Raw genomic sequence first — 12705 nt, 5'->3', positions numbered from 1 at the left:
ACAATCTCTTGGCAGTTATTTTGTAATTGCTTCTACTATTATTTAATTTTCACTTTTACGGTAGCACAAAGTCGACAGGCGGTGGCCCTTCATTGTGTTGTGGCACGGTATTTTTTAGCTGATAAAACCTAACATCTTCTGCAATAATTTCGGTCATAAAGATGCGCGTGCCATCTTCTTTATCATAGTTGCGTGATTGGATACGGCCATTGATACCAATTAAAGACCCTTTTTTGCAATATGTTACGATACGCTCAGCTAACTTACCCCAAGCTACACATAATACAAAATCAGTCTCGACTTCGCCTTGTTGATTTTTAAATGTGCGACTAATAGCTAACGAAAAATGGGTTTGCACTCTGCCTCCCGCAAGCTCACGCAACATCGCATCTTTCGTTACACGCCCAACTAGCCCAACCTGATTCATATCATCACCTCCTTTTATTACTGCCTAGCATAACGGCAATACACAAAAGGGACAACGTTTGGAAAATGATATGATCCGTGACATTTCGCACGAAAAATTCCATAATAACAGTAAAGTCTTACATGGAAATGGTATTTTTTAAAAAAGGGGGATTATAGATGAAAACATTTAAATTGTTAAAAATCGAAGTAGCTAGTAAAGATATTCCGTTAATTGATGGTGTGATTATTAACCAAGAGAATAGTCGACGCTCGTGGCTAATTGAGGTATTTACTACGCCTGAGTACCGAGCATACTTTCAACAATTAAATGACCAACTTGTAGCAGCGCGTGCCGTCATTTCGTTTCCTGATAATGAGCCTGCGCCATTTGAAGTTGTTGTACATGCCATTGAACAAATCGATCATGAACATATTTCTGTATTATTACTTGGCAAACTTACAGCGAGCCGTTCAAAATATGCCGAAAAATTACTCGCTAATTTATTAGAACAAAACCTTAACGCCGAACAACTCTTAACTCAGTTCACCGAAGGTATGAAGAAACGCCCCAAATTATAAACCAAAAGTAAGCACAGTTCTTTAACCTTTCTCGCCGAATCAAAAAATGGGAGACCACTTGTATCTTGGTCTCCCATTTTTCTTGTTATAACAGCCTCCATATTAAATAAAACCGCATTTGAGGGATTAGCTCAATGCGGTTTGAATGATTGCTCTATTTATATTACGGTTGTAATGATTTTAAATAATTTTCAACGAAAGTAGCTTCTGCTTTGCAACCGTACTCTAATTGTTTGCCTGTTGCTTGCTCTAATTGTTTGATTGTTGCAATTTGCTCTTCTGTTGGTGCTTGTGCAAGTGTTTTACTAATCACATCGTTAATCTTAGTCGCTAATTCTTCTTGGAATGCGATGCTTTGAATAACTTCTGGCTTTACTTTATCGTACCATGCTGCACTTGTTAATACGTATTGCTGCCAATGCGCAATAAAATCATTAAAATCGTATTTGTCTTCACTCCATGAAATTTTAGCCATATATGTTTCAAAGGCAAATGATATGGAGCGCGTAATACTAATTTTAATGCCTGAAGATAACTGCTTATACATTAAAATAATCCTCCTACATCTCGAAAAGCTTACTGATGATTGATTTAATTAACTTATTCAGTCTATAGCTTTTTGATAACAATTGCAAATTACGATGTTGGTTGCTCAGGCCCTATCGCAAATAAAATGTCTGCTTCACATACCAATTCACCGTCAACAGTAGCAACACCTTTACCTTTGCCCATAACCCCTCTAAACCTTGTAAACTCGACTTCTAGTCGAAGTTGGTCTCCAGGTTTAACTTGGCGTTTAAAACGACAATTATCAATGCCTGTTAAAAAGGCTAGTCGATTTTTAAACTCAGGCGTGTTTAAGATTGCTACGCCTCCCACCTGTGCTAGTGCCTCCACAATTAATACACCAGGCATTACAGGGTAGCCTTTGAAATGACCTTGGAAAAAGGGTTCGTTTATAGTAACGTTTTTAATACCTATGACACGTTTAGATGGTTCTATTTCTAAAATACGGTCTACCAATAAAAAGGGGTAACGATGTGGTAATATTTTTTGGATTTCTTCAATATTTAACATACATAGCCTCCTATTTGTTTACACTACCGTTTTTGATATCAAAAATATGTTGCCACACTTCAGGCTTAAACACATCAAATGCTTTGCCCTCGCCAAATACACTATAACCGATCATAGCACCGATAATGGCTGTTAATAATAACAGTACGAAAAAACCTACTATTCTTGCCCATATCGGCAGTTTTCTTAGTTTTGGCTTATTTTGTGCCGTGTCCTGAGTCGTTGCTTCATTTTTTGTACCATCTGTCATGCTTTTGTTCTCCTTCGCTTAGCGAATGCCATTAATTAAACCAAGCATTTGATCCGCCATTGTTACTGCACGTGCATTAAACTGGTAAGCACGCTGCGTTTGTATTAATTCCGTTGTTTCTTTGCCTACATCAACATTAGACATTTCCATTGCACCTTGCTGTAAACCTACTTCATTACGCCCTGCTCCGCGCAGTGGTGTCAAAATATCGGCTTCTGTTACTCCTAGTTCATTCATATTATTAGGTAATGCAAAATACGTACCTGAGACATGTTCCATAAATTGTGGCTTATTAAAGCGGGTTACAGCGATATCAATAGGTTGCCCTAATGTTGTACCATCACTATATTTTATCGCTAAAGCACCTTGTTGCGAAAGGGAAACTTCTTTCACTAATTGAGCATTTGGAAATGTAATTGGGTTACCATTACTATCTGCCACTGGATAACCATCGCCATTCACTAGCATACCACCACCATTAGCTAAAGGTGAAATATAAAAGTTACCTTGACGTGTGTACACTTCTTTCGTGCCGTTTCCGTCAGGCATTAATACCGTGAAATATTGTTTAGGTGATGTAAAAGCAAAGTCTAAATCACGATCTGTTGTTTTTAGAGCACCTTGTTTTTGATTAAATTGAATTTGACCAAGATGAGCGCCAACACCATAACGAATGCCTGCTGGTGTTTGACGCGGCGCTCTGTCCAATTTATCGTTATTATACTGTTGATATAATAACTCTTGAAACTTAGCATCTCGCGACTTATACCCTTCCGTTGTCATATTCGCTAAGTTGCTGCCAATGTTATCAAGTTGGTTTTGCAACTCGCCCATTGTATTGGTTGCGGTTAACATTGTGCGTAACATACTATCCTACCTCCTATACCTTACCAATTTCATTCACTGCTTTTTCCATACTACGATCATAAGCTTGCAATATTTTTTGATTGGCTTCAAATGCTCGATACGCAGTCATTAACTCTGTCATCGAACGCGCACCATCTACATTAGAGCCCTCTAAAAAGTTTTGTTGTACCGCAAATGTTACACCGTTTGCATTATACGCTGAAGGTAAATTTGCCTCCGCTCTAAATAAACCGTTATCTTGCTTAGTTAAGGCAGCGGGATTTGCTGCATACGACACACCTAAACGTGCAATTTGTTGATTATTGGCATTATAAATCATGCCATCATCAGCTAATCGAAAATCATCACTATTTACACGAATGCGCTGACCTGTATCAGATAAAACATATAATCCTTGTGGATTCGTTAAATAGCCTTGCCCATCTACAGTAAAGTTACCATTGCGCGTGTAAGCTTCACCTTGTCCACTTTCATGTTGTAAACGGAATAAAATCGCGCCTTGTACGCCTTCCGCATTACGCGGTAGGTTGCCATCTACTAAAGCAAAATCTGTTGAAAAATCACTTTCTCTTAGTTGACCTTGCTCGTAATTCGCTAACACATCTTGCATATAAATCCCTGTGTTCACTGTGCCAATCGGCTGAGCCATATTATGTATAAGTCCTTTTTCTGTTGGAATTCTTTTAGCATTGATACTAGAAAGCAACATATCAGGGAATGAGCGAATGGATGATTGGTCTTCTTTAAAGCCAGGTGTATTCGCATTGGAAATATTATTCGTTAAAAGCTCTGTACGACGCTGCTGTGCGATCATACCTGTAGCTACTGTATAAAAACCTCTAAACATGGATGATACCTCCTTTTATTATATATCGGATAAACGGCTAATATTATCTAGCATAACACCTGTACCTGTTGCAACACAGTCTAAAGGTTGCTCTGCTACAAAAACAGGTACTTTCAACTCCTCCATTAAGAGTTGGTCAATACCATGCAAAAGTGCGCCCCCGCCTGTAATAATAATACCACGGTCAATAATATCTGCCGATAGTTCAGGTGGTGTCTTTTCTAGGACATTTTTTGCTGCTTGTACAAGTATTGCCACAGTTTCCTTCACAGATGCGGCTACTTCTGCTGATGTAATGGTAATCGTTTGTGGCAAGCCTGTTACTAAGTCACGCCCTCTAATATCCATCTCTTCTGCACGTTCGTTAGGGCGCACTGTGCCAACGGTCATTTTAATGTTTTCTGCTGTACGTTCACCTATTAATAATTTATGTTTCTTTTTAATGTAGTGTAAAATATCATGGTCAAATGCATTACCTGCTGCTTTGACAGATTGACTTGTCACAATGTCCCCCATAGATAAGACAGCCACATCTGTTGTACCACCGCCAATATCAATTACCATATTGCCACTTGGTTGGAAGATGTCCATACCTGCGCCGATCGCTGCTACTTTAGCTTCTTCTTCTAAAAATACTTTTTTACCACCAGCTTTTTCAGCCGCCTCACGAATCGCTTTTTGTTCAACACTTGTAATTTTCGTTGGGCAACAAATAAGCACATTCGGTTTTGACATAAAGCCTGTTAAATTTAATTTATTAATAAAATAAGTTAACATAGCCTCTGTAACATCAAAGTCAGCGATAACGCCATCTTTTAATGGTCGTATCGCAATAATGTTACCTGGTGTACGCCCTAACATTTTACGTGCCTCTTCTCCTACTGCTAGCACTTTATTTGTTTTGCTATCAAGTGCCACAACAGATGGCTCATTAAGTACAATACCTTTCCCTTTTTGTAAAATTAGAACATTTGCTGTACCTAAATCAATGCCAATATCTTTTGAAAACATGCTTTTACTCCCTTCCCAATAACCCGTTCAAAATATAGACTTACTGACCAATATTTTACCATAGTTGAGTAGTGTTGACACCCTATTTCAAAGTGGCTAATGAAGGTTTATTTCCTGAGAAATGAGCTTATTTAACAAAAAACCATTCAAACATTTTTAGTTTGAATGGTTTTACTTTACGCTTGTACTTTGTCTTGTTGTTCTACTGTGTCAACACGTTCAATTTTTGCACCTAATTGTGCTAATTTTTGATGGAAGTTAACATAACCACGATCCAAATGATGGAGTTTTGTTACGCGTGTGATCCCTTCTGACACTAAGCCACCTAAAATTAATGCAGCTGCTGCTCGTAAATCTGTAGCGGCTACCTCTGCTCCTTGCAATGCATTTTCACCATTAATGAAAACAGAACGTCCTTCGATTTTCACATTAGCATTCATACGTCTAAATTCTTCAACGTGCATGAAGCGATTTTCAAAAACCGTTTCTGTAATGATACTTGTACCTTGAGCTGTTAACATTAGTGTCATCATTTGAGATTGCATATCTGTTGGGAAACCTGGATGTGGCATTGTTTTAATATCTACAGCCTTTAAAGGTCGCGTTGAACGCACGCGTAATCCTTCTCTTAACTCTGTAATTTCAATGCCCATTTCACGCATTTTGGCAATTAATGCTGTCATATGCTCAGGTACAGCATTCTCAATAACCACATCACCTTCTGTAATAGCTGCTGCAATCATAAACGTTCCTGCTTCAATGCGGTCAGGAATAATTGTATGCGTTGCACCATGTAATGTGTCAACGCCAGTAATACGAATCGTATTTGTCCCTGCGCCTTGAACGCGGCCACCCATCGCATTAATAAAGTTAGCTAAATCTACAATTTCAGGTTCTTTAGCGGCATTCTCAATAATAGTTACGCCATCTGCTAATGCAGCGGCTGTCATAATATTTTCTGTAGCACCCACACTAGGGAAATCAAGGTATACTTCTGCACCTTTCAAACGCCCTTCTACCTTTGCCTCAACATAGCCATGTCCAAATGAGATTTTAGCTCCCATTGCCTCAAAGCCCTTTAAATGTAACTCAATAGGTCGTGAGCCAATTGCACAACCTCCTGGTAATGCAACTCGCGCAAAACTATTGCGTCCTAATAATGAGCCCATCACTAAAATAGAAGCACGCATTTTACTTACAAAATCGAATTGCGCTTCGCTTGATAGTGGCTGAGTAGCATCAATTATCATTTCATTTGCTGAAACGTTGTAATCTACTTTTGCGTTAAGACTACGTAATACTTCGCCAATTGTTTGTACATCTGCTAAGTTAGGTACTTCTTGAATATGATGTTTTCCTTCAGATGCTAATAGTGAAGCGGCTATTATAGGTAGTACTGCATTTTTAGCCCCTTCTACCTTTACGGTACCTTGTAATTTACTGCCGCCAGTTACGATGATTTTTTCCACGTTAGTCCCCCCGCTATTTTTTTACAGTCGGTTATTATAATCATTTATTTAATAAAAGTCAGATGTCATAATTTTTAAAAGCAAACAACTTAATATTACAATGAATACGCTTGATATACAAGCTTTCATTTGGATTTGTTTCATTTTTGTTACATATTGTAACTATTATAACGCGGATGAAAACAAAATATCTTGGGGCTATGCGTTTATTATACAACTAAGCCATTTTACCTAATTTAAACTTAAGCATAAATTATTATATGTTTATAACAGTATTTTAGACCTTATAATAACAGCGGCTATTATATAAAAAGAGCAACTCTCCCTAAGATAAAAGTCGCTCTTTTAGATTAAATAAGGTAACTGTTGTGACCATCGTGTTAAAGAAAGGAAAAATTGTGCCACAATCGACCCTAATGCAATCGTAAGTAATATAAATAATATTCGTGCTTGAAATATGCGCCCCTTTTTAACCATTTCTTCTAACTTTAGCGCTTGCAATGCGTAAAAAGCAATGGCGATAAAAACAACATGTGCGACTAATTCAATAACAGCTTCTTGACCAATCGTTTGATAAATATTGATCGGATGTCATCCCCTTAAAAAAAGCGAGCAGAAATATTCTGCTCGCTTAACATATTAAATGTTACCCTCATGAACGTTGATACGATTCATTGCGCGTTTCAATGAAAGTTCCGCACGTTGAAAATCAATACTATCTTGTTTCTTTGCCAGGCGTTGTTCAGCGCGTGCTAAAGCTTCTTTAGCGCGTGCTAAATCAATTTCGTTTGCCACTTCTGCTGAAGGAGCTAATATCGAAATTTTATCTGGTCGAATCTCGATGAAGCCTCCGCTAATCGCAACAAACTCTTCACTGTTTTGCCCTTTAAGCTTTACAGCTCCAATAGCAAGTGGTGCCACTGTTGGGATATGCCCTGGAAGGACACCAATCTCACCTGATGTTGTTTTCGCGATTACCATTGATACTTCTGAATCGTATACGGGGCCGTCGGGAGTGACAATATTGACTGTAACTGTCTTCATATGTTTTCCTCCTCCGTCCCTGGTATTATACCTCTACGCCCATGCTTTTCGCTTTTTCAACTACCTCTTCGATAGAACCTACTAAACGGAAAGCATCTTCTGGCAAGTGGTCATATTTACCTTCAAGAATTTCTTTGAAAGAACGTACTGTTTCTTTAACAGGTACGTATGAACCTTGTTGACCAGTGAATTGCTCTGCAACGTGGAAGTTTTGTGATAAGAAGAACTGAATACGACGAGCACGTTCAACAGTTTGCTTATCTTCATCACTTAACTCATCCATACCTAAGATTGCAATGATATCTTGTAATTCACGGTAACGTTGTAGTGTTTGTTGTACGCCACGTGCTACTTCATAGTGCTCTTCACCAACGATTTCTGGAGATAATGCACGTGAAGTTGAAGCTAGTGGGTCAACTGCTGGGTAAATACCCATCTCAGATAATTTACGCTCTAAGTTAGTTGTTGCATCTAAGTGAGCGAAAGTTGTTGCTGGCGCTGGGTCAGTATAGTCATCGGCTGGTACATAGATTGCTTGAATCGATGTTACAGAACCTTTGTCTGTTGACGTGATACGCTCTTGTAATTTACCCATATCAGTAGCAAGTGTTGGTTGGTAACCTACTGCTGAAGGCATACGACCTAATAAGGCAGAAACCTCAGAACCTGCTTGTGTGAAACGGAAAATGTTATCGATGAATAAAAGTACGTCTGCACCTTGCTCATCACGGAAATATTCAGCCATTGTTAAACCTGTTAAAGCAACACGCATACGTGCACCAGGTGGCTCGTTCATTTGACCGAATACCATGGCTGTTTTCTTAATTACACCAGAGTCACTCATTTCGTAGAATAAGTCATTACCCTCACGAGTACGCTCACCTACACCAGCGAATACCGAGATACCGCCGTGCTCTTGTGCGATGTTGTTAATTAATTCTTGGATTAATACTGTTTTACCTACACCGGCACCACCGAATAGACCGATTTTACCACCTTTAATATATGGTGCTAATAAGTCTACAACTTTGATCCCTGTTTCTAAAATTTCAACTTGTGTAGATAAGTTTTCAAAGCTTGGCGCTTCACGGTGAATTGAATCACGACGAACGTCAGCTGGAATTTCTTCACCTAAGTCAATGATATCACCTAGTACGTTAAATACACGACCTAGTGTAGCCTCACCTACTGGTACAGAAATAGCTTTCCCTAAGTCTGTAACCTCTGCGCCACGTTGTAAGCCATCTGTAGATGACATAGCAATCGTACGAACAGCATCATCACCTAAATGAAGTGCTACTTCTAAAGAAAGAAGTTGTGGTTCTTCATTTGGGCGTTCAATCTTTACAGTTAAAGCGTTAAAGATCTCTGGTAATTTACCGTTGTCGAACTTAACGTCAACTACCGCACCCATTACTTGTAGAACGCGTCCTTTATTCATTACTGTGTACCCTCCTTATCGATTGAACAGTAAAATGGAATTATTTTATGTCCTTATACGATGTTAGGAAGCAGTGCCTATTCTAAAGCAGCTGCTCCACCAACGATTTCTGTAATTTCTTGTGTAATCGCCGCTTGACGCGCACGGTTATATGAAAGCGATAGATTATCAATCAACTCGCTTGCGTTGTCTGTTGCGTTTTTCATTGCTGTCATACGTGAAGCATGTTCACTTGCTTTACCATCTAAGATTGCACCATAAATTAAGCTTTCAGCGTACTGTGGTAACAGTACTTCAAGAATTGCTTCACCTGATGGCTCAAATTCATAAGCTGCTGTAGAGCTAGAAGGCACAATGTCTGTTAATGGTAATAGCTTTTTCTCCGTAACTTCTTGTGAAATAGCACTTACGAAGTGATTGTAGTACATATAAAGTTCATCATATGTACCATCTGTGAACATACCAACAGCCTTACGAGCGATTTCTTTAATATCAGCAAAAGTTGGTTGGTCAGATAAACCAACAATCTCACCGATTACGTTATGACCACGTTTTGCAAAGTAATCACGAACCACACGACCTACTGCTAAAATCACGTACTCGTCTTTTGATTTATGACGCTCGTCAATAATCGCTTGTAGACGACGTAAAATACTTGAGTTGTATGCACCTGCTAAACCACGGTCAGAACCGATTACTAAGTAAGCTGTCTTTTTAACAGGACGGCTCATTAGCATAGGATGCCCGCTATCTTTAGTGCCTGATGCAATCGCACCTACAACATCTTGTACTTTCTCCATGTAAGGAACGAATTTCTTAGCATTTTGCTCTGCACGATTTAATTTCGAAGCCGAAACCATCTGCATCGCTTTCGTAATTTGACTCGTTTTCTTAGTCGATACAATACGCATTTCAATGTCACGTAAGTTTGCCACTGGTATTTCACCACCTTATTGTTTTTAGTCATTTTACCCGTTGCACATGATATGCTCAGTAACTGTTAACGCCTATTTCATTTCAAATATTTCACTCTTCTACCATCCCTGATTATCTTTCATATGCGTGTAATCAATCAATAGTGTCCAAGTGAAATATTGAATAAAACGTCTAAATATTATTCAGATTTAGCGAAAGTTTTTTTGAAGGCAGTAATTGCTGCTTCCATATCAGCATCTGATGCAAGTTCTTTTGTTGTACGGATATGATCTAAAACGTTAGTGTGGTTTGAATCTAACCAGCTTAAGAATTCCGCTTCAAAGCGAACGATATCTTGAACTGGAATATCATCTAAATGACCACGAGTTAACGCATAAAGAATTGTTACTTGCTTCTCAACTTTTAGCGGTTTGTTTAAGTCTTGTTTTAACACTTCAACTGTACGTTTACCACGCTCAAGTTTAGCAAGTGTTGCTTTATCTAAATCAGAACCAAATTGTGCGAATGACTCAAGCTCACGGAATGCAGCTAAGTCTAGACGTAGCGTACCCGCAACTTTTTTCATTGCTTTGATTTGAGCAGAACCACCAACACGTGATACAGAAAGACCTGCGTTAATCGCTGGACGTACACCTGAGTGGAATAAGTCAGATTGTAAGAAGATTTGACCATCAGTAATTGAGATTACGTTCGTTGGAATGTATGCAGAAATATCGCCTGCTTGTGTTTCAACGAATGGTAATGCTGTGATAGAACCTTCGTTATACGTTTCGTTTAATTTTGCTGCACGCTCTAATAAACGTGAGTGTAAGTAGAATACGTCACCTGGGTAAGCTTCACGACCTGGAGGACGACGTAATAATAATGAAAGTTCACGGTAAGCAGCTGCTTGTTTAGATAAGTCATCATAAACGATTAATACGTGTTTACCTTGTAACATGAACTCTTCAGCCATAGATACACCTGCATAAGGAGCTAGGTATAATAATGGTGCTGGTTGTGATGCTGATGCTGTTACTACGATTGTATAGTCTAATGCACCGTGTTTACGTAATGTTTCAACAACACCACGTACTGTAGATTCTTTTTGACCAATTGCAACGTAGATACAAATCATATCTTGGTCACCTTGGTTAAGAATTGTATCAATCGCTACAGACGTTTTACCAACTTGACGGTCACCGATGATTAACTCACGTTGACCACGACCGATTGGTACAAGTGCGTCAATCGCTTTGATACCTGTTTGTAATGGTTCATAAACGGATTTACGCGCCATAACACCGAAAGCTGGGCTCTCGATAGGACGTGTTTTTGTTGTATTAATAGGACCTTGTCCATCCACTGGTTGACCAAGTGGGTTTACTACGCGGCCAATTAGCTCTTCACCAACTGGTACTTCCATGATACGGCCAGTACGTTTTACGCTGTCGCCTTCTTTGATCTCTGTGTATGGTCCTAGAATAACGATACCTACGTTACCTTCTTCTAAGTTTTGTGCCATACCCATAACACCATTTGAGAACTCTAAAAGTTCTCCAGCCATAGCGTTGTCCAGGCCATGAGCAAGTGCGATACCATCACCAACACGGATAACTGTACCTACTTCGCTTACTTCTAATTCAGATTGATAACCTTCAATCTGCTGCTTAATCAGCACGCTGATTTCTTCAGCTTTGATGCTCATGCTTGTCACCTCTCACATTTCTTAATATTATCCGATTAACTCATTCTCAAGACGAGCTAGTTTACTAATAACTGTGCTGTCATAAATATGATTACCGATTTGAACGCGGATGCCACCTAATAATGATGGATTCACTTCGTTTGTAATTGTTAATGTTTGTTTACCTACAAGTTGTGCAAACGCTTTAGAAATATTAGCTACTTCGTCTGCTGTTAATGCACGTGTTGAAGATACTACTGCATTAGCTGAACCTTGTGCATCTGCTGCAAGATCTTTAAACGCTGATGTAATAGCTGCAATTTCATTAATACGCTTTTTATCTACTAAGATTTGAAGTGTATTAAGTAACACTGGCTCTGCATTAGCAAATAATGATTGAACCATTTCTTTCTTTTTGTCGACTGAAATTTTAGGAGCTGCTAATACAGCAAGAAACTCTGGAGATTCTTGTGTAACTTTAGCTAGTTCATTTAAATCTGCGCCAACTTCTGCTAGTTTACCTTGCTGATTTGCCAGCTCAAATAGTGCTTGAGCGTAGCGCTTCGCTACGATAGACTGACTCATTTAGCTTCGCCTGCCTTCGCAATCGTTTCTTCGATTAGCGCGCGGTTGTCATCCTCAGAAATTTCTTTGCCAAGAACTTTAGATGCTGCTAATACAGATAATGAAACGACTTCTTGACGTACAGCTGCGATTGCTTTTTCTTTCTCTGTTTCGATTTCTCGGACAGCAGATTCTTTCAAACGGTTAGCTTCAGTGCGAGCTGCTGTAAGAATTTCTTCTTTTTGCATTTCGCCTTGCTTCTTCGCGCCTTCAACAATCGTTTGTGCCTCTGTACGAGCTTCTTTAAGAAGCTGTTTTTGTTCTTCTAATAGTTGGTGTGTCTCTTTGCGTGCTTTTTCAGCTGCATTGATTTCTTCCGCTACGAATTCTTCACGTTTTTGCATCATACCCATTAACGGACCCCATGCTACTTTCTTAAGTAGTAACATAAGAATTAAGAAGATAACAACTGTTGCTAGTGCGTCACCAAGGTTCATCTTAGTTGAGCCTGCACCTAATACTAGGAAATCTAATAACACGATTGTT

16 protein-coding genes are annotated in these 12705 nt (G+C 39.0%); 1 reads left to right on the top strand and 15 read right to left on the bottom strand.

All coding sequences use genetic code 11. From position 1 onward, the window contains the following. Positions 1-55: 55 nt before the first annotated feature. Positions 56-427: a single-stranded DNA-binding protein gene (locus IEW44_RS01885; RefSeq protein WP_188613318.1), complete on the bottom strand. Its 372-nt coding sequence runs from the start codon at positions 425-427 to the stop codon at positions 56-58. Positions 428-585: 158 nt separating this feature from the next. On the opposite strand from IEW44_RS01885, the gene IEW44_RS01880 reads away from it, so the two are divergent. After that, the gene (locus IEW44_RS01880; protein ID WP_188613317.1) at positions 586-987 is read left to right on the top strand and encodes a YwpF family protein; all 402 of its coding nucleotides are present in this window, start codon (positions 586-588) and stop codon (positions 985-987) included. 163 nt (positions 988-1150) lie between these two features. Here IEW44_RS01880 and IEW44_RS01875 read toward each other — a convergent pair whose 3' ends face one another. The 14 genes from IEW44_RS01875 to atpF all read right to left on the bottom strand — a co-directional run bounded on the left by IEW44_RS01875 (position 1151) and on the right by atpF (position 12698). After that, a complete protein-coding gene (locus IEW44_RS01875; protein WP_188613316.1) occupies positions 1151-1534 on the bottom strand; it encodes a hypothetical protein in 384 nt (127 codons plus the stop codon). A gap of 89 nt (positions 1535-1623) precedes the next feature. Beyond that, complete coding sequence (gene fabZ / locus IEW44_RS01870) at positions 1624-2064, bottom strand: 3-hydroxyacyl-ACP dehydratase FabZ (RefSeq protein WP_188613315.1); 441 nt, start codon at positions 2062-2064, stop codon at positions 1624-1626. Between the two features lie 10 nt (positions 2065-2074). Then, entirely contained in the window at positions 2075-2314 is a 240-nt protein-coding gene (locus IEW44_RS01865; protein WP_188613314.1) for a DNA-directed RNA polymerase subunit beta, read from the bottom strand. A gap of 18 nt (positions 2315-2332) precedes the next feature. After that, positions 2333-3181 carry a flagellar hook-basal body protein gene (locus tag IEW44_RS01860; protein ID WP_188613313.1) on the bottom strand — a complete coding sequence of 283 codons (849 nt, stop codon included), beginning with the start codon at positions 3179-3181 and terminating at the stop codon, positions 2333-2335. A gap of 13 nt (positions 3182-3194) precedes the next feature. Then, on the bottom strand, positions 3195-4028 hold the full coding sequence (locus tag IEW44_RS01855; RefSeq protein ID WP_188613312.1) for a flagellar hook-basal body protein: 834 nt from the start codon (positions 4026-4028) through the stop codon (positions 3195-3197). Between the two features lie 18 nt (positions 4029-4046). After that, a complete protein-coding gene (locus IEW44_RS01850) occupies positions 4047-5039 on the bottom strand; it encodes a rod shape-determining protein (protein WP_188613311.1) in 993 nt (330 codons plus the stop codon). Between the two features lie 176 nt (positions 5040-5215). Then, positions 5216-6508 carry a UDP-N-acetylglucosamine 1-carboxyvinyltransferase gene (murA, locus tag IEW44_RS01845; protein ID WP_188613310.1) on the bottom strand — a complete coding sequence of 431 codons (1293 nt, stop codon included), beginning with the start codon at positions 6506-6508 and terminating at the stop codon, positions 5216-5218. Positions 6509-6853: 345 nt separating this feature from the next. Beyond that, entirely contained in the window at positions 6854-7057 is a 204-nt protein-coding gene (locus IEW44_RS01840) for a DUF1146 family protein (protein ID WP_308421622.1), read from the bottom strand. 90 nt (positions 7058-7147) lie between these two features. Beyond that, positions 7148-7552, bottom strand: a complete 405-nt coding sequence (locus IEW44_RS01835) for a F0F1 ATP synthase subunit epsilon (protein ID WP_188613309.1) — start codon at positions 7550-7552, stop codon at positions 7148-7150. Between the two features lie 25 nt (positions 7553-7577). After that, entirely contained in the window at positions 7578-8993 is a 1416-nt protein-coding gene (gene atpD, locus IEW44_RS01830) for a F0F1 ATP synthase subunit beta (RefSeq protein ID WP_188613308.1), read from the bottom strand. 77 nt (positions 8994-9070) lie between these two features. Further along, the gene (gene atpG / locus IEW44_RS01825; RefSeq protein ID WP_188613307.1) at positions 9071-9928 is read right to left on the bottom strand and encodes an ATP synthase F1 subunit gamma; all 858 of its coding nucleotides are present in this window, start codon (positions 9926-9928) and stop codon (positions 9071-9073) included. A 179-nt stretch (positions 9929-10107) separates the two neighbouring features. After that, complete coding sequence (gene atpA, locus IEW44_RS01820; protein WP_188613306.1) at positions 10108-11616, bottom strand: F0F1 ATP synthase subunit alpha; 1509 nt, start codon at positions 11614-11616, stop codon at positions 10108-10110. A gap of 27 nt (positions 11617-11643) precedes the next feature. After that, entirely contained in the window at positions 11644-12180 is a 537-nt protein-coding gene (locus IEW44_RS01815) for a F0F1 ATP synthase subunit delta (protein WP_188613305.1), read from the bottom strand. Further along, positions 12177-12698 carry a F0F1 ATP synthase subunit B gene (gene atpF, locus IEW44_RS01810; RefSeq protein ID WP_188613304.1) on the bottom strand — a complete coding sequence of 174 codons (522 nt, stop codon included), beginning with the start codon at positions 12696-12698 and terminating at the stop codon, positions 12177-12179. Before atpF ends, IEW44_RS01815 begins: the two co-directional genes overlap by 4 nt. Between the last annotated feature and the right edge of the window lie 7 nt (positions 12699-12705).

The sequence above is a fragment of the Lysinibacillus alkalisoli genome (genome assembly GCF_014643595.1).
Lineage (GTDB): Bacteria > Bacillota > Bacilli > Bacillales_A > Planococcaceae > Metalysinibacillus > Metalysinibacillus alkalisoli.
The sequence above is the reverse complement of the archived record's forward strand: the minus strand, read 5'-3'. Positions and strand labels throughout refer to the sequence as shown.

Excerpts from the sequence above, each read along its gene's own strand:
- IEW44_RS01885 (WP_188613318.1), bottom strand. The coding sequence starts at position 427 with ATGAATCAGGTTGGGCTAGTTGGGCGTGTAACGAAAGATGCGATGTTG.
- IEW44_RS01880 (WP_188613317.1), top strand. The coding sequence starts at position 586 with ATGAAAACATTTAAATTGTTAAAAATCGAAGTAGCTAGTAAAGATATT.
- IEW44_RS01875 (WP_188613316.1), bottom strand. The coding sequence starts at position 1,534 with ATGTATAAGCAGTTATCTTCAGGCATTAAAATTAGTATTACGCGCTCC.
- fabZ (WP_188613315.1), bottom strand. The coding sequence starts at position 2,064 with ATGTTAAATATTGAAGAAATCCAAAAAATATTACCACATCGTTACCCC.
- IEW44_RS01865 (WP_188613314.1), bottom strand. The coding sequence starts at position 2,314 with ATGACAGATGGTACAAAAAATGAAGCAACGACTCAGGACACGGCACAA.
- IEW44_RS01860 (WP_188613313.1), bottom strand. The coding sequence starts at position 3,181 with ATGTTACGCACAATGTTAACCGCAACCAATACAATGGGCGAGTTGCAA.
- IEW44_RS01855 (WP_188613312.1), bottom strand. The coding sequence starts at position 4,028 with ATGTTTAGAGGTTTTTATACAGTAGCTACAGGTATGATCGCACAGCAG.
- IEW44_RS01850 (WP_188613311.1), bottom strand. The coding sequence starts at position 5,039 with ATGTTTTCAAAAGATATTGGCATTGATTTAGGTACAGCAAATGTTCTA.
- IEW44_RS01835 (WP_188613309.1), bottom strand. The coding sequence starts at position 7,552 with ATGAAGACAGTTACAGTCAATATTGTCACTCCCGACGGCCCCGTATAC.
- atpD (WP_188613308.1), bottom strand. The coding sequence starts at position 8,993 with ATGAATAAAGGACGCGTTCTACAAGTAATGGGTGCGGTAGTTGACGTT.
- atpA (WP_188613306.1), bottom strand. The coding sequence starts at position 11,616 with ATGAGCATCAAAGCTGAAGAAATCAGCGTGCTGATTAAGCAGCAGATT.
- IEW44_RS01815 (WP_188613305.1), bottom strand. The coding sequence starts at position 12,180 with ATGAGTCAGTCTATCGTAGCGAAGCGCTACGCTCAAGCACTATTTGAG.